Genomic DNA, 16,817 nt, shown 5'->3' on the forward strand with positions numbered 1-16,817 from the left:
GTAGGAGCCTCAACGGTTACCAATAGAAATATTGCATCAGAAACACCGAGTTGCTGGCGCCGGTGCTGTCATTGCGCATAAAGAATTTGCTGTCCAGTGCGGTGGCCAGTTTGCCGCCGGCGTATTCGTACCAGACGCCAAACTGGGCGTAGGAGGTGGCGGTATCCGCCGCGTTATCAAACCGGTGGCGGGCGTAGCTGTAGGCGGTGGAGAGATACAGCCCTTTGGCGGTTTCCGTCATCGCGCTGAGCATCAGGCCCGACTCGCTGCCGGGGTGGCCGCCGCTGTCGCCTTTGCCGGTGTGGTGCCAGATGCGGCCGGCCAGATGCTTGCCACGCAGCCCCAGCAAAAACAGCTGCCCCAGGCCGTCGGTCACTTCTAGGCCGTTCAGCAGCGTCAGATTGTCCTGCAGATCGTATTGGGTGTAGCCGTTGACCATCGCCCGGTAGGTATATTTGTCGGAATAGCGGTCGTATTTGCCGAAGTGCAGCAGCGCCTTGCTCTCGTCGATGCGGCTTTCCGGCGCCGCCGTCACGCTGTAGCGAAAGCGTCCGGTCAGGTTTTGCAGCTTGGCGGCGTAGCTGAGATCGCGGGTGTTGGGGATCACGTAGCCGTACTCCGGCGTGAAGTCGCCCCACCATTGCAGATCGTCGAGCGACGAATCGTTGCGTACGCTAAGCATCATCTCGGTGCCGTCGTCAGTGCGGTAACCGCCGTAAAAGCGGTTTAACCCACCCTCGAAGCCACCCCAGCCGTGGCCTGGCGTCCAGGCATGGCCCTGGCTGTCCGCCTGCACGGTCCAGCCTTCACCGTAAATCAGGCCGAACCAGTGGCCCCGTTTGATCTCCAGGCCGCCTTCGATATAGGTGCCGTCGCTGTATTGATGCTGATGTTCGCCGTTCAAATAGACGCTGCCGCCGATGCCGAGCTCGCCGTAAAAGCGCAGGGCGGTCGCGGCGGTTTCGGACAACGGCGGCGGCGGCAGCTGATTGCGCTCCGCCGGGGTGACAGGTTCCTGCTCCGCCCAGACGGGCGCGCTAACGAGCAGCAACCAGGGCAACAGGGCGTGATGATTTAGTGATTTCATGGGGCATAGGCCTGGTGTTGGATGGAACGGAACGTCAGCCGAGCGGCGGCTCACGCGAGGTCGCTCCCGGATCCCTGGGAGAAGAGAAAACGTCCGCCCGTAGAGAGCGGTAAACGGCAGGTATATTAGTAAAATATTTAGTAAAAAATACGCTTTAATCAGTAAAGCGTTAACTTGATCACAGCGGACGAAATGGGTATCTTTCGCTGCAGGCGCCCGGCAACGGCTGGCATGAGCGTGCTCTGGCCCGATTTGGGAAGGAGAGGGCGCGGGCGGCGCTGTACGCCGCGGCGCTATCCGATTAAGCTACCGTTTTTCGTCTGTGCATTGGGACTCTATGGCCACACTGAAGGAAATTGCTGAAGCCGCTAATGTGTCCGTCGCCACCGTCTCGCGCGTGTTGAATGACGACCCCACCCTGAGCGTGAAGGCGCAAACCCGCCAGAAGATCCTGGAAGCGGCGGAGCGCCTCGAATACAAGATTGCGCCTTCCAAGCGGCAGAGCGGGCAACGCCTGCAATTCGCCGCGCTGTTCACCTATACGCAGGGCGTGGAGATCAACGATCCCTATTACCTGGCGATGCGTTACGGCATCGAAACGCAGTGCGAAAAGCTGGGCGTGGCGCTGAGCGCCGGTTACGACTTCAACGGCGACAAGGCGCTGCCGGCGGCCGACGGCCTGCTGGTGATCGGCCGGCCGCAGCCCGCGCTGTATGAGCAGCTCAGGCAGCAGGAAACGCCGGTGGTGTTCATCGACGGCGTGGTGGACGACGAGCGTTTCGACTGCGTCAATGTCGACCTGTACAAGATCAGCCGCAAGGTGATCGACTACTTCATCGGCCGCGGCTATCAGCGCATCGGCTTTATCGGCGGGCGCGACGCTCCGGCCGGCATCGACCAGCGCGAGCAGGCGTTCGTCGAGTATGGCCGGCAGCAAAATGTGGTACGGGCGCAGGATATCTACCACGGCGATTTCAGCAGCCAGTCGGGCTATCAGTGCGCGAAAGCGATGTTGCAGAGCAAGAATGGCTATCCGCCGGCGCTGCTGGTGGCGACCGATTCGATCGCGATCGGCGTGCTGCGCGCGCTGCACGAACACGGCATTCAGGTGCCGGGGCAGATCGCGCTGATCAGCGTCAATGATATTCCCACCGCCCGCTTTATTTTCCCCGCCTTGTCCACGGTGCGCATCCCTTCGGAAACCATGGGCGCACAGGCCGTCAACCTGCTGGCGGAGCGGCTGCGCGATGAGCGCACCGTCCCGCTGTCGATCTTTGTTCCCAGCTCGCTCCAGCTGCGCGACACCACCGTCGCCTGATTGGCCCCCGCCTTGGCGGGGGCGTTGGCGCTCAAAATTAACGTCATGATAAAAAAAGGCATTTGAGATTTATTGTGATCCTGTCGTCATTTGGTAAATATCAACTGTAGTTTTTACTAAATATTTACTATCGTTTCCGCATTGCACAGGTGTCGGGAGACGTGACGTGAATAATTGGGAAAACATTGAAAAACAGTCTGAGCACCGGTTGCCGCCGCGCGCGAGCTTCTTCAGCTATGCGGACGCCGGGCAGGCGCTGAGCTTCGATCGCAACGCCAGCCGACGCTTCCAGCTGCTGAGTGGCCGCTGGCGCTTTCGCTTCTTCGAGCACCCGGCGCAGGTGCCGGCGGCGTTTTACCGTGAGCCGATGAGCGACTGGGGCGATATGGCGGTGCCGGGCATGTGGCAGTTGGAAGGGCATGGCCACCTGCAGTACACCGACGAGGGTTTCCCGTTCCCGATCGACGTGCCTTACGTGCCGACCAATAACCCCACCGGTGCCTATCAGCGCCACTTTACGCTCGACGCCGGCTGGCAAGATCAGCAAGTGCTGATCAAATTCGACGGCGTGGAAACCTACTTCGAGGTGTACGTCAACGGCAACTATGTCGGCTTCAGCAAGGGCAGCCGGCTGTGCGCCGAGTTCGATATCAGCCCCTATGTGCGGCAGGGCGAGAACCTGCTGTCGGTGCGGGTGATGCAATGGGCCGACTCCACCTATATCGAAGATCAGGACATGTGGTGGATGGCCGGCATCTTCCGCGACGTCTATCTGATTGGCCAGAGCGCCACCCACATTCACGACCTGACGCTGGTCACCACCTTCGATGAACGCTACTGCGATGCGCTGTTGGCGATCGACGCCGAACTGCATCATCTCGGATCGCAGGTCGCCGAGGGCTGCCGCCTGCAGGCGCAGCTGTTCGACGGCGATCGCTGCGTGGCGGAGCAGTGGCGCGACGATCTGCGCATCGAGCAGGCGTTGAACTGCCGTTTCGAGCTGCCGGTCAGCCGCCCGCAGCAGTGGAATGCGGAGAATCCCTATCTGTATCAACTGCTGCTCAGCCTGTATGACGGCGTCGGCAACCTGCTGGGCGTGGTGCCGCAGCGGGTGGGCTTCCGCGAGATCGCGGTGCGCGACGGGCTGATGTACGTCAACGGCCGCTACTTCAAACTGCACGGCGTCAACCGCCACGATCACGATCACCTTAAAGGGCGCGCCGTCGATATGGCGCGAGTGGAGCGCGATATCGTGCTGATGAAGCAGCACAACATCAACTCGGTGCGCACCGCCCATTACCCCAACGATCCGCGCTTTTACGAGCTGTGCGATCTCTATGGCCTGTTCGTGATGGCGGAGACCGATCTGGAGAGCCATGGCTTCGCCAACGTCGGCGATCTCAGCCGCATCACCGACGATCCGCGTTGGGAACATGCCTACGTCGAGCGCATCGAGCGCCACGTGGCGGCGCAGAAAAACCACCCGTCGATCATCATCTGGTCATTGGGCAACGAGTCCGGCTACGGCTGCAACATTCGCGCCATGGCCCGGCGCTGCAAGGCGCTCGATCCGACCCGTCTGGTCCACTATGAAGAAGATCGCGACGCCGAAGTGACCGATGTGATCAGCACCATGTATTCCCGCGTGGCGATGATGAACGCCTTCGGCGAATACCCGCACCCCAAACCACGCATCCTGTGCGAATACGCCCATGCCATGGGCAATGGCCCCGGCGGGTTGTTCGAATACCAGTCGGTGTTCAACCGCCACGCCAGTTTGCAGGGGCACTACATCTGGGAGTGGTGCGATCATGGCCTGCTGAGCCACGACGATCAGGGGCGCGAGCGCTACCAGTACGGCGGCGATTACGGCGACTACCCGAACAACTACAACTTCTGCATGGACGGCCTGCTCTACCCGGATCAGCGCCCCGGCCCCGGCCTGCGTGAATACCAGCAGGTGCTGTGCCCGGTGGAGGTGACGGCGGAAGAGGGGGCAGGTGACGTGCTGCGGGTGAGAAACCGCTATTGGTTCAGCTCGCTGGCGGACATCACGCTGAAGGTCAGCGTCAAGACCGACGGCCGCCAGGTGGCAAGTTACGAATTCAAGCTGCCGCATCTGCAGCCGGGCGAGAGCGAAGACATGCACCTGCCGGTGTTGGCGCTGGGGCAAGGGGAAACGCTGATCGACGTGGCGGTGCATAAGGACAGCGCCACCCGTTACAGCGAGAGCGGCCAGCGGCTGGGGCATTATCAGCATCTGCGCCAGACGGCGACGCGGCTGCCGGCTCCACCGTTGGTCGATGCGCCGGCGCTGCAATGCCGCGAGGAGAATCATCAGCTGATCGTCAGCGGCGGCCGGTTCCAGCTGGCGTTCTCGCTGCTGAGCGGCGAACTGCTTTCGTGGCGGGTAGACGGTGAAGACGTGGTGGGGCGCGCGCCGCGCATCACCTTCTTCAAACCGGTGATCGATAACCATAAACAGGAATATGAGGGAATTTGGCTACCGCATCATTTCCCCATCATGCAGCAGCACTTCCGCCGCCTTAGCCGGCAATGGCAGGGCGAAGATCTGCTGCTCGAGGTGCACAGCCTGATTGCGCCGCCGGTATTCGACTTCGGCATGCGCTGCACCTACCGCTGGCGCATCTCCCCGCGGGGCTACGTCAGCCTGGATCTGGCCGGTGAGCCTTACGGCGATTTCCGGCAGATTATCCCGAAAATCGGTCTCGATTTCGGCATCAGCCGCCGCTTCGAGCAGGTGGAATACTACGGCCGTGGACCGGGCGAGAACTACCGCGACAGCTGCCGGACCAACCTTATCGGTCACTACCGGCAGCGCGCCGACGCGCTGTTCGAACACTATCCGTTCCCGCAGGACAACGGCAATCGGCAGGACGTGCGCTGGCTGAGCCTGCAGGACGCGGCGGGTAAGGGGCTCTTCATCCAGCCGCGGCGGCCGATCAATTTCAGCCTGTGGCCTTACAGCGCCGAGAGGCTGCACCAGGCCCAACACATCAACGAGCTGGAACCGAGCGACTGCCTGACGCTGAACCTGGACGACCAGATCCTCGGCCTTGGCTCCAACTCCTGGGGCTCCGAAGTGCTGGATACCCACCGGGTTTATCTGGCGCCGTTCAGCTACGGCTTCACGCTGGTGCCGTTCGACGGTCGGCAAACGCAGGGCGCCACGCTCGCTGGTTATGACTTCACGCCCGCTCATCACCACCCGCAGTCTGCGGAGGAAAACGCATGATCATTCTCGAATCCCTGGCGGAATTTCAGCGCATTTATCACAGCGGCAAGAAGTGGCTGCGCTGCATGGAGGCGATCGCCAATGTCGATCGCATCAGTCCGAACGTATGCCATTCGATCGGCGACTCGCTGACGTATCGGCTCAGCGTCGGCGCCGGCCGGCAGCACGGCTGGCTGGAGGGCAACCGCCGTTACTTCGACGTGCACTATTACCTCGACGGGGAAGAGACCGTCGAGGTTGCCGACAAACGGGCTCTGGTGACGGTGGCGCCCTATCAGGACGAAACCGACCGCGAGTTTTTCAGCGGCGAAGGCGAGAGGCGCCGGGTCGGTAAAGGCAACGTGGTGATTTTCGAAAACCACCAGGCTCACCGCTTCACAGAAAGCGGCAAGATAAAAAAAGTCATTTTAAAAGTGACGGTGGAAGACAGCTATTTCGTCAATAAATAGCGCGCCCGCCGAACAATAACAACAAACCGAAGTCCCCTACACCATTCGGAGAATCTCTATGGCTGCGTCGAACAGAAACACCATCGGCAAGTTTGGCTTGCTGTCGATGACGTTTGCGGCAGTGTTCAGTTTCAACAACGTGATTAACAACAATATTCAGCTCGGGGTCGCCTCGTCGCCGGTGTTCCTGGTGGCGACGATCATTTACTTCATTCCCTTTTGCCTGATCATCGCCGAATTCGTCTCGCTCAACCGCAATTCCGAGGCCGGCGTCTATGCCTGGGTGAAAAGCGCGCTCGGCGGGCGCTGGGCGTTTATCACCGCCTACACCTATTGGTTCGTGAACCTGTTCTTTTTCACCGCGCTGCTGCCGCGCGTCATCGCCTACGCCTCTTACGCGTTTTTAGGCTATGACTACGTATTTACGCCGCTGACCACGGCGATCATCAGCATCTTCCTGTTCGCCTTCTCGACCTACATCTCTAACAGCGGCGCAAAACTGCTGGGGCCGATGACCTCGGTGACCTCGTCGCTGATGCTGCTGTTGACGTTTTCCTACATCATCTTGGCGGGCGCGGCGGTGTTGGGCGGCATCGAGCCGGCCGACCCGATCAACGTGCAGGCGATGACCCCGAACTTCAACTGGGCGTTCCTCGGCATTACCGCCTGGATCTTCCAGGCGGCGGGCGGGGCGGAATCCGTGGCGGTGTACGTGAACGATGTGAAAGGCGGCAGCCGCGCTTTTGTTAAGGTGATCATCGTTTCCGGGCTGTTCATCGGCGTGCTGTACTCGGTGTCTTCGCTGCTGATCAACGTGTTCGTGCACCGCACCGACCTGCACTTTACCGGCGGTACGGTACAGGTGTTCGAAGGCCTGTCGGCGCACTTCGGCCTGCCGACGGTGCTGATGAACCGCTTTGTCGGCATTGTTTCCTTCACCGCCATGTTCGGTTCGCTGTTGATGTGGACGGCGGCGCCGGTGAAGATTTTCTTCACCGAAATCCCGAAGGGCATTTTCGGCGAGAAAACCATTCGCCTGAACCGGCACGGCGTGCCGACGCGCGCGGCCTGGATCCAGTTCTTCATCGTTATCCCGCTGATGCTGATCCCGACGTTGGGTTCCAGCAGCGTGCAGGATTTGATGAACACGCTGATTAACATGACCGCCGCCGCCTCGATGTTGCCGCCGCTGTTCATCATGCTGGCCTACCTGAATCTGCGGCTGAAGTACGACCGGGTGGCGCGCGATTTCAAAATGGGCTCGCGGCTGCAGGGCATCGCCATCGTCAGCGTGCTGATCGCCATCTTCACCGTCGGTTTCTTCGCCTCGACGTTCCCGACCGGCGCCAGCATCATGACCATCGTGTTCTATAACGTCGGCGGGTTGGTGGTGTTTCTGGGCTACGCCTGGTGGAAGTACAATCGCTACTCGAAGACCCTGAACGCCGAGGCGCGCTACCACGAAGACATGCCGCTGGCGCGCCTCGCGCTGGAAGCGCAGGAAGGGGCGCCGGCCGGGCAACCCACGTTGACCACGCCCGCTTGCAATAAGCCGCTGTAATCTCTCCTCTATCGGCTCCGCGTTCCGGCGCGGAGTCTCGTTTCACGGAAAAAATTCCTGCCCCGGCGCTTGCATAATACATAAGTGAATACTAATGTGTTTGTATGAACGAAAATGACATCTTCAAGGCGTTGGCCGATCCGACCCGCCGCGGCATCTTCGACAAACTTGCCGCCGGCAGCATGAACGCCAGCGCGCTGCGCGAAGGGCTGACCATCAGCCAGTCGGCGATGTCGCAACACCTGGCGGTGCTGCGCAATGCCGGGCTGATACGTGAGGCGAAGCAGGGGCGCTGCGTTAATTACCAGGTCGACCCGGACGGGCTGGCGCAGATCGCCCAGTGGCTGGCGAAGTACCGCGCCTATTGGCCGGCGCGCATCGACGCGCTGCAAATCTTGCTGAAGGATATGGATCAATGAATAAACGGGTTGAGCCGCCGCCGCGCGATCGGCTGGTATTGGAGTATGCGCTCGAGGCGCCGCCGGAAAAAGTGTGGCGGGCGCTCAGTATTCCCGAACTGCGCGAGCAGTGGCTGCCGCCGGGGGATCTGGCGCAGGCCGAGCCGTTGGCCACCACGCCGGGCGAAGCCGTGAGCTATCGCCTGCGCGACGACCAGCCGCCGTTTCTCGAAAGCGTCGTCACCCTGCAGATCGTGCCGGATGCCGGCGGCGGCAGCCTGTTGCGGGTGATCCACCGGCTCGACGCCGTCAACGACGGCCCGACGATGATGATGCGCGCCGCCTGACGCGTTAAACACATTTCTCTTTGTTGCCAACCCAGGAGTTCACCGATGCGTGAGAAGATGATGCTCGTCCCGATGGTGGTGGAGCAGACCAGCCGGGGAGAACGTTCCTTTGATATTTATTCGCGCCTGCTGCGCGACCGGATCGTGTTCCTTAACGGTGAGGTCAATGACGACGTGGCCGAAATGCTGTGTGCCCAGTTGCTGTTTCTGGAGGCGGAAAACCCGGAAAAACCGATCCACCTGTACATCAACTCGCCGGGTGGGGCGATCACCAGCGGGCTGGCGATTTACGACACCATGCAGTATATCCGCGCGCCGGTGCATACGCTGTGCATGGGCACCGCGCGTTCGATGGGCTCATTCCTGCTGATGGCCGGCGAACCGGGGCACCGCATGGCTCTGCCCAACGCCAGCCTGCACGTGCACCAGCCGCTGGGCGGCTTTCAGGGGCAGGCGTCCGACATTCTGATCCAGGCAGAGGAAATGAAACGCACCAAAGACCGGGTGATCCGGTTGTATGCCCAACATTGCGGCCTGAACGAAGAGGAAGTGGAGCGGGTGTTGGATCGCGATCGCTTTATGACCGCCGACGAAGCGGCGGCCTGGGGATTGATCGATCGGGTATTGCGGGCGCGGTGAGTGTCGGCTCCGATAGCGGAATGAAGGGGGCAATATCACTCGATTATTGGTAGGTGAGCGCCGTTGAGGTGATCCAGCCACGCTGACCGGCACATTCGCCGGTAATGATGGAGATTTCTTTCCATTCCGCATTGCCGATGTCCATTGCAGCGCTTTTACCTGTCAATGCGACCTGTGTGCCGGCGATGAGCTGGCAAATATGTTTGGTGGGCTCCAACAAGTTACCCATATTGGGTTGAGCAATTAAAGGCATCGGCCGCTTCAGCACTAGCTGAGGCGCCTTTTCACCCGGTGTGTTAGTGATGGTGATATTTCCGCTATTACTACCAATCGTCGTATTCGCGCTGCCATTAACGAACTGACTGCGTGTTTCCGTTGAAGATGAAAAGGCAGAATAACCAGCGAAGAGGGTGCCGATAATTGTGGCTATGCCCGCGAGGATGGGGAGTTTATTTTGCAAGATATTTCTCCATGGGTATTTATTATATTGATGTTTGGTGAAAATGCCTTTCCCATACTAAATGGGTAAAGCGCAAATGAAAATATAATTCATAATATTTGCAAATGCAGTTTTGTTTAATCATTCGAATACCATATAATTAAAAATACGTATCATTCTAATTATTTCATTTGGTTGTTTGCTTCTGTTAATAAACCAAGTTGGGGAAAATGTTTCATATTTCTCACAATCATTCACGCGGGGATGTTTGTTTTTTCTTTATTTAACAGTGTGGTTAGCCATTTTTTGTCACGCTTTTGCACACTTCACTTTGCCTCTTTTTTTGAACCAGTAATGTCTTTTTTTCTGCATGACGAATTGTTATGAATTTGTTATTGATCACAAATTAAGCAATTCCGTGTTGCCACTGACTTGTCTATACAACTATATACTTAAGGGAAAAGCAATGTTCAATAATCATCTTAACTTTTCGTGGTTAACTTTTTTTGGTGTTTAATTTTACGATTTAATAATATCTAAGCATTAATTCATTTTTAATTTGAATGAAATTGATGGGTTGAATATCAATTTGCCGTATATCACGTGCTAATCGGGATTTTACGCTTCAAGGAGATAATCGAACATGAAACTTGGCGCATTTTTAATGCCGGCACATCCGCGTTATCGCTCGTTGCACGATGGGCATTACCACGATCTTGATACCTTGAGGTTTTTGGACAAAATCGGTTTCGATGAGGCCTGGATTGGCGAGCATTATACGATGCCGGCTGAACCGTGCCCTTCTCCAGATTTGCTCATCGCTCAAGCCCTTTTGCAGACTGAGCGCATAAAATTGGCGCCGGGCGCCTTTATGCTGCCGTTTCATCATCCAGCCGAGTTGGCTCACCGCATTTGTTGGCTGGATCATATATCTAAGGGGCGATTAATGGTGGGAATTGGCGCCAGCGGTACCACTTTGGATCTCGACATGTTCGACATAGATCATAAGTCGGGTGTGCATCGGGAGATGACGGCAGAATCGATAGCGATCATGATGCGATTTTGGAATAGCGATGGGCCATTCGAATTTAAAGGTAAGTATTGGACAGCGCGTCGGCCGGCGGATCAGTGGGATAAAACCTCCGGTTATCACCTCAAGCCCTATCAATCACCCCATCCGCCAGTAGGCGTGACCGGTCTTTCACCTTCATCCTCGACGTTGAAGATTGCCGGTCGTAATGGCTGGATCCCTATCAGCTTTTGTTTTACGCCTCAGTATCTCCATACCCATTGGCAAGTTGTTGAAGAGGGCGCCGCATTGAATGGAAGGGTTCCGCCGGCCAGGGATACATGGCGTGTCAGTCGTCCTATTCTGATCGCCGACACAGATGCGCAAGCATGGCGGCTTGCTGTCGAAGGCGAAATGGGACGCTACTTTCGTGAGGATTACTTGCCGATGATCGCCGGTAACAAGGCGCTTGGTTTGTTCAAACATCACCCGGATGTCCCCGACAGTGAAGTCACCGTCGAGTATTGCGCCAAGCATTGCTGGCTCCTTGGAGCGCCGGAGACGGTTCGTGAACGCATAGAAGAAATGCAATCGCTGTCTGGCGGATTCGGTGTGTTGCATGTCATGGGGTTCGATCATTTGGATGAATTGGAACCCGTGCGCGAAAGCCATCGCGCATTGCAAGAGATCGCCACGAAATATTTCGCCTGACTCAGGCCGAATATCGGCACCGTGCGGTCATTCATGGAGAGAAAGATGCAACGTCAAAAAACAACTCTGCCCCCCAATCGGACACGTCGATTCGCCGTTTTGGTGATCGACATGCAATACGACTTTCTGGATGAAGGTGGTCCTGTTCCTTGCGAAGGAGGGAGGGCGATTATCGCGTCGCTTCAAGTTTTGTTGAGCTTTGCGCGCGGCGCGGGCATCCCGGTGATCTATACCCAGGAAAGTCACCGTGCCAACCGTGTGGACTTCGGCCGGGAGCTTGACTACGGCGAGATACTTCATTGCCTCGAGGGAAGCCGTGGCGTTGAGATCATCGCAGACTTGTCCCCACAGGTTGGCGATCAGGTATTAATCAAACGCCGTTACAGTGCGTTCTTCGCCACTGATCTGGATCTTTTGCTGCGCGGGATGGGAGTAGATACCGTCGTTCTGACCGGTGTTGCCACGGATGTTTGTGTGCGTGCAACTGCTCAGGACGCCATGCAATTAGATTATCGCGTCATCGTGCCGCGCGAGTGCGTCGCGGGGACGCGTCATGTGCGACATGAGGCGGCGCTTGAGAACATCGGTTATGTATTTGGCCGTATTCAGAGTTTGACTGAGGTTATGAATCTCTTGCGGGCGGGATTGGAGGAGACATGAGCGCAACGCTGTCGATAAAACCGCTGGAAGAGAGATTCAGAAACGTCTTGCAAATCTTGGTTGAAAAACGGCTTAGCTTGAGCCGGGAACAGACCCGAGATCTGGTCCAGGCCATGCTGGGACAGCAATTGGATGATATGCAGATCGGCGCGTTGCTCGTCGCTATGGCACAAAAGGGCGAGTCCGCTGACGAGATAGCCGGTGCGGTTGACGCAATAGCGGCACGTTGCCGGCCATTGGTAAGCGGTTTGCCGCTTACGTTGAATATCGGTGGTACTGGAGGAGACCGGAGCGGGACCTTCAATATTTCCACCACGGCAGCCTTGGTTGTGGCCGCGGCCGGTGTGCCAGTGATCAAGCATGGCAATAGTCGCGTGACCAGCGTCAGCGGCAGCAGCGACATGATGTCGGCGTTGGGCATTGATGTTTCGCGCAAGGGTGATGAAGCATGGCTGCGGCGATCGTTGGCAACGAGCAACTTCGCGTTTCTCTCTACTTCGTCTTGGTATGCGTTTCCTGAACGGCTGACTGCTGTACGGCGCGCTTTGGGTGTTCGTAGCCTGTTTAATCTGAGTGGGTCGTTGGTTCATCCTGCTAACGTGACGCACCAACTGATAGGCGTTGCGCATGCTTCGCTTTTGTATCCCATGGCTGAGGCGCTGGTGAGGTTGGGCGAGGTGACGGCTTTTATCGTACATGGTGCCGGAGATTTGGATGAAGTCAGTTGCTTGGGAGAAACCCAGGTCCTGTGTGTAAGTGATGGCTGTATAGGTCGGTTTTCCGTGCGGCCGGATGATTTTGAGGTCCCTGCCTGTGAATTACGGGCGTTGCGAGGGGGGGCTGCGGAGCGTAACGCGAAAATCTGCCTGGCAGTGCTTAACGGCGAGCGGGGGGCCTATCGCAACGCGACTATAGTGAGCGCCGCGACGGCGCTGGTGTTGGCCGGCAAGACGCGCTCCTTTGGCGAGGCGGCGAAACTCGTGCGGCAAGTATTGGATAACGGGCGGGCGTATCAGGTTCTTAAACGATTCAAGGAGACGATGAATGAGAACGAGAGTGAAAGTCTGCGGCATCACGCACCTTGAGGATGCTCTGGCGGCATTAAACGCGGGGGCCAATGCATTGGGGTTCATTTTTTCACAAAGTCCACGTCAGGTTTCGCCCGACGAAGCCCGTTCGATCATTGAACGATTGCCGCCTTTTACTCAGGTGGTCGGCGTGTTTGTCAATGAACCCAGGGAATGGGTGCAAAACATTATATGTTATTGCGGCCTGGCAGCGATTCAGCTTCAAGGTGACGAAACGAATGAGTATTGCCAGGCATTTGATGTTCCGGTCATTAAGAGTTTCCATCTCGACAGCACTTTGGCGCTGGAGAGGATAAACGGTTATCAAGTCAGTGCATATCTATTGGACACGCAGGTTGAGGGGATAAGCGGCGGTTCTGGAAAGCCATTCGACTGGGCTTTATTGAAAAACAAAACATTTGTGCGGCCGGTAATTGTTGCGGGCGGACTGCATACCGGCAATGTCAGCCATCTGATTCAGCACTGCTTCCCCACGGCCATTGATGTCTGTTCTGGCGTCTCCCGGTCCGCGCGCCGTAAGGACCCTGTGCGACTCCAAACCTTTTTTGACGCTGTCGCCGATGCCGATCGCCTTCGCGTGCAGGTGCCGGCTGAGAGTGGGCAAGAGGACATCCTCAAGGCGTCTTTTGATCGGCAGCCTTTGGTGGAGATTCAAGGGCGGCGATTTCTGCTGAATGCTCTGACGGAACAGATCCCGGCAACCCCGGCTGAACTCTTGCGTGAAGCAGCCAGGCGAGTCTGTTATGCGGCGCAATTTCCACCTGGTACCAAGTTGGTGGGGGAAGAAGACAAAGGAGGCGGTTTATTGGCTGCCGTTTCGCTGCTTTCAGGCCTGCCATACGGCATTGCCCGCTGGTACCCATCCGGTCTTGAAGGACAGGTTCAGGTTGATTTCGATTGCGAATATACCGGCGGCAGCCTCTTTTTGAACGGCGTGGAGCCCGGCGATAACGTTTATATCGTGGACGATCTCATCAGCACTGGCGGAACATTGGTGGGGTTGGTTTGTGCAGTGCGGAAAGCAGGGGCTGATGTATCAGGCATCTTATGCGTGGTGGAAAAACGCAATTATGGTGGAGCCAGGCGCGTGTTCGAGGCGACGGGGATCTCGGTGCAATCGCTTATTGAAGTGGATGTGAGCGGCGAGCATTCGGTCGTTGTCGGCGTCAATTATTAAATAAAAAGGAGGCTGTGATGATCAAGGAAAGGAAATTCCGCGGTTGGTACATGGTAGGCGCCGTTCATCTTTTGCTGGCGGTTATTTTCGGTGCGGCCTATTCATTTGGCGCATTTTTTACTGCATTACAGGCGAATTTTGACGCGGGGCGTTTCTCTACCGCCTCAATATTCTCGTTGACGGCGTTAATTTACTACGTCGTCGGCGTATTTTCCGGTGCCTGGAGCGATCGTACTTCAGTAAGGACGGTAACCGGCATCGGTATTTTACTGCTTTCCCTAGGCTTTTTGGGCAGTAGCCTGCTGGCGTCGACACTGACGGCGTTTTTGTTCACGTTTTGCCTGTTGGTTGGCGGGGGAGTCGGGTTGGTTTACGTGCCGGCGGTTTCAACCATTCAACGCTGGTTCGTCGTTCATCGAAGTTCGGCTTCCGGCTTAGCGCTGGCTGGCACCGGTTTGGGAACGCTGGTGGGGCCGATGGTGGCTGGTGGGTTGATGCAGCATTTGTCCTGGCAAAGCACCCTACAAGTTTACGCCGTCGCTATCGCTGCGCTGGGATTATCTGCCGCCTTCGTCTTGCGAGGCAGGCCAGAGGACGTGGGAGAATATCCCGATGGGCTTCGTCCCGTAGAGGTGGCATCAATACCGGGTTCCGCGTTTAACGGTAGCGTTACGTTGCGAGAAGCGGCGAGACAGGCTCAGTTTTGGTGGTTTTTTATCGCGATATTTTTCGGCTCTATCGGACTGTTCCTGGCGTTGGTTCATATTAATCCTTATGCACAACAACAGGGGCTAAATGCAACGCAGGCCAATCTGCTCATCGGTTTGATCGGCGTGGGCAATATCGGCGGCCGTCTGGTTTTGGGGCGGATAGGCGACCGTATGGGCGCGCGGCGTTTTTTGGTTATCGTCACGTTGAGTTTGGCCCTGTTATGCGGTTTTTGGAGTGTCGCGCACAGCTTTACCGCGCTGGCGATTTTCGCGCTGCTGTTCGGCGCGGCCAACGGCGGCTGTATTGCGCTGTACCCGGCAGTGGCCAGTACATGGTTCGGCACCGCCAATCTGGGCGCCATTCTGGGGGCATTGTATATCGCCGTGGGGATCGCCGCCGTTGGCGGGGGTAGCGCCGCCGGTTGGCTGTATGACCTGTATCAGAGTTACACGTTGTCTATTGCGTTGGCCGGCATGGCGGCGCTGCTGTCTGCGTTGGGGATCGTCTTGGCTTCTCGCTGTACTTCCCGGATGGGATGAGGGAGGAGTCAAATGCTATTGCCTAATGACTTGCGCTCTGCCTTGGCGTTGTTGCGGCAAGCAGGGGATGAGATTACCCCGGTGGAGAGATCGATTTCTCCCGAGGTGGAGATGATTGAAGATTTTCTCGATGCCTATCGCCAGCCTGGCGGTTCCTGGTTTGCCGATGAGCAACCGTTACGGCTTTATCGACGACCAACACGGGGCGAGTTTCCCGTTTTGATGGGGATGTTTGGCAATCGTCGCCGTTGTAGGTTGTTTTTGGATCCCTTCGGACGTTATTCCGCAGACATATCAAATGCTCAGTTGTTGCTGCAGGCGGCGAGTAGGCCGATAGCGCCCAGATTACTGGGCGGGGAGGAACGCAACTTTCACAACGTGCGTAAGCCTGCTGAAATCCTGGCTTTGTTGCCGATCCTACGTTATCTGCAAGATGATCCTGGGCCGACGGTGACGTTGGGGTTGATCTATGCACGCGATAATCGAACCGGAGCCGCGAATTGTTCTTACCACCGAATTACCTTCAAAGAGGATTCGGTAGTGGTGGCGATTGACTCTCGTGGTCACTTGCAACGTATGCTTTCGACACATCTGGCGCGCGGAGAGCAACTGCCTATTTCCGTCAATATCGGGCTTGATCCTGCCATTTATCTGGCTTCGGTATTGACTCGGCCTTGTCTTTCTTACGGTAGCGACGAGTTAGGCGTTGCGGGGGCTCTGCGCAGCAATGCGGTGGAGGTTGCGCCATGTTACGCCAATACGGGGCGATATATCGACCATGCCGAGATCGTTATAGAAGGGATGTTGGGTGCGGAAAAAGAACCGGAGACAGCGGAGGTGGCCGGTTTTACCTTACCTGAGTATCTGGGTTATCGCTCGCCATGTGGTATGGCCACAACACTGGAGGTTCAGGCGTTAAGTCACCGCGCCGGGGCGATATATCAGACGCTGTCGGGTCCTGGTGTGGAGCAATCCATTTTACTTGGTTTAGGCCAAGAGTGTTCGCTGCTCGCCCGACTAAAAACAGAGGGACTTGAGAGGCTGTTTTGTCGCGTCGCGGCTCTGCCTTCCGGCGGCGGTCACTTGTTTACCGTATTGCAAGTCGCTAAACGCGCTTGCGGTGATGACCTGCGCGTTATCGACGCAGCTAAGAGATTGCTCGGCGAGGTGCCATCACTCAAAAATGTGTTACTGGTGGATGAGGATGTTGACCCTTATTCGGAGCGTGATGTCCTCTGGGCTATGAGTACGCGCGCCCGACTTGAACACGATATTCACGTCAGCGCTTTGCTGCCCGGCACTTCCCTTGACCCCTCGCAATTGCCGCTTTATGGCGGGAGTGATGCGAATGGGCTCGTCAATAAATGCGTCGTTGATTGTACGGTTCCTTTTAGCTCTCGGCGGCGTTTTCAACGGGCGTTTTAATGT

Annotated in this window: 15 protein-coding genes; 13 read left to right on the forward strand and 2 right to left on the reverse strand. The window is 57.1% G+C overall.

Features of this window, described 5'->3' with window-relative positions:
* Nucleotides 1-16: 16 nt before the first annotated feature.
* A complete protein-coding gene (gene ygjJ / locus ACJ8IL_RS22835) occupies nucleotides 17-1,087 on the reverse strand; it encodes a protein YgjJ (protein ID WP_197769321.1) in 1,071 nt (356 codons plus the stop codon).
* Nucleotides 1,088-1,424: 337 nt separating this feature from the next.
* On the opposite strand from ygjJ, the gene ebgR reads away from it, so the two are divergent.
* The 7 genes from ebgR (at nucleotide 1,425) to ACJ8IL_RS22870 (ending at nucleotide 9,055) form a co-directional block, all read left to right on the forward strand.
* A complete protein-coding gene (gene ebgR / locus ACJ8IL_RS22840) occupies nucleotides 1,425-2,405 on the forward strand; it encodes a transcriptional regulator EbgR (protein ID WP_442516867.1) in 981 nt (326 codons plus the stop codon).
* 166 nt (nucleotides 2,406-2,571) lie between these two features.
* Entirely contained in the window at nucleotides 2,572-5,661 is a 3,090-nt protein-coding gene (gene ebgA / locus ACJ8IL_RS22845; protein WP_442516868.1) for a beta-galactosidase subunit alpha, read from the forward strand.
* A complete protein-coding gene (locus tag ACJ8IL_RS22850) occupies nucleotides 5,658-6,110 on the forward strand; it encodes a beta-galactosidase subunit beta (protein ID WP_197769324.1) in 453 nt (150 codons plus the stop codon). Before ebgA ends, ACJ8IL_RS22850 begins: the two co-directional genes overlap by 4 nt.
* Before the next feature lie 58 nt (nucleotides 6,111-6,168).
* Nucleotides 6,169-7,671 carry an amino acid permease gene (locus ACJ8IL_RS22855; RefSeq protein ID WP_049204167.1) on the forward strand — a complete coding sequence of 501 codons (1,503 nt, stop codon included), beginning with the start codon at nucleotides 6,169-6,171 and terminating at the stop codon, nucleotides 7,669-7,671.
* Nucleotides 7,672-7,775: 104 nt separating this feature from the next.
* Nucleotides 7,776-8,090: an ArsR/SmtB family transcription factor gene (locus ACJ8IL_RS22860; protein WP_049295409.1), complete on the forward strand. Its 315-nt coding sequence runs from the start codon at nucleotides 7,776-7,778 to the stop codon at nucleotides 8,088-8,090.
* Nucleotides 8,087-8,416 (forward strand): SRPBCC family protein, encoded by a 330-nt coding sequence (locus ACJ8IL_RS22865; protein WP_025302474.1) that lies wholly within the window; start codon nucleotides 8,087-8,089, stop codon nucleotides 8,414-8,416. The genes ACJ8IL_RS22860 and ACJ8IL_RS22865 overlap by 4 nt, the downstream gene beginning before the upstream one ends.
* Nucleotides 8,417-8,461: 45 nt before the next feature.
* Nucleotides 8,462-9,055 carry an ATP-dependent Clp protease proteolytic subunit gene (locus ACJ8IL_RS22870; protein ID WP_060432889.1) on the forward strand — a complete coding sequence of 198 codons (594 nt, stop codon included), beginning with the start codon at nucleotides 8,462-8,464 and terminating at the stop codon, nucleotides 9,053-9,055.
* A gap of 43 nt (nucleotides 9,056-9,098) precedes the next feature.
* Here ACJ8IL_RS22870 and ACJ8IL_RS22875 read toward each other — a convergent pair whose 3' ends face one another.
* Nucleotides 9,099-9,515 carry a hypothetical protein gene (locus tag ACJ8IL_RS22875; RefSeq protein WP_060432890.1) on the reverse strand — a complete coding sequence of 139 codons (417 nt, stop codon included), beginning with the start codon at nucleotides 9,513-9,515 and terminating at the stop codon, nucleotides 9,099-9,101.
* Between the two features lie 622 nt (nucleotides 9,516-10,137).
* Between ACJ8IL_RS22875 and ACJ8IL_RS22880 the strand changes: the two genes are divergently transcribed.
* The 6 genes from ACJ8IL_RS22880 to ACJ8IL_RS22905 are packed head-to-tail and all read left to right on the forward strand — an operon-like array spanning nucleotide 10,138 to nucleotide 16,814.
* The gene (locus ACJ8IL_RS22880) at nucleotides 10,138-11,214 is read left to right on the forward strand and encodes an LLM class flavin-dependent oxidoreductase (RefSeq protein WP_197835515.1); all 1,077 of its coding nucleotides are present in this window, start codon (nucleotides 10,138-10,140) and stop codon (nucleotides 11,212-11,214) included.
* 45 nt (nucleotides 11,215-11,259) lie between these two features.
* Entirely contained in the window at nucleotides 11,260-11,874 is a 615-nt protein-coding gene (locus tag ACJ8IL_RS22885) for a cysteine hydrolase family protein (protein WP_049209209.1), read from the forward strand.
* Entirely contained in the window at nucleotides 11,871-12,959 is a 1,089-nt protein-coding gene (gene trpD / locus ACJ8IL_RS22890) for an anthranilate phosphoribosyltransferase (protein ID WP_049209208.1), read from the forward strand. Before ACJ8IL_RS22885 ends, trpD begins: the two co-directional genes overlap by 4 nt.
* Nucleotides 12,919-14,139 carry a hypothetical protein gene (locus ACJ8IL_RS22895; RefSeq protein ID WP_060432891.1) on the forward strand — a complete coding sequence of 407 codons (1,221 nt, stop codon included), beginning with the start codon at nucleotides 12,919-12,921 and terminating at the stop codon, nucleotides 14,137-14,139. The genes trpD and ACJ8IL_RS22895 overlap by 41 nt, the downstream gene beginning before the upstream one ends.
* Nucleotides 14,140-14,156: 17 nt before the next feature.
* Entirely contained in the window at nucleotides 14,157-15,389 is a 1,233-nt protein-coding gene (locus ACJ8IL_RS22900; protein ID WP_049204159.1) for an MFS transporter, read from the forward strand.
* Between the two features lie 12 nt (nucleotides 15,390-15,401).
* On the forward strand, nucleotides 15,402-16,814 hold the full coding sequence (locus ACJ8IL_RS22905; protein ID WP_147823379.1) for a UbiD family decarboxylase: 1,413 nt from the start codon (nucleotides 15,402-15,404) through the stop codon (nucleotides 16,812-16,814).
* Nucleotides 16,815-16,817 lie beyond the last annotated feature (3 nt).

The organism is Serratia sp. CY47444 (assembly GCF_052168635.1).
Lineage (GTDB): Bacteria > Pseudomonadota > Gammaproteobacteria > Enterobacterales > Enterobacteriaceae > Serratia > Serratia bockelmannii.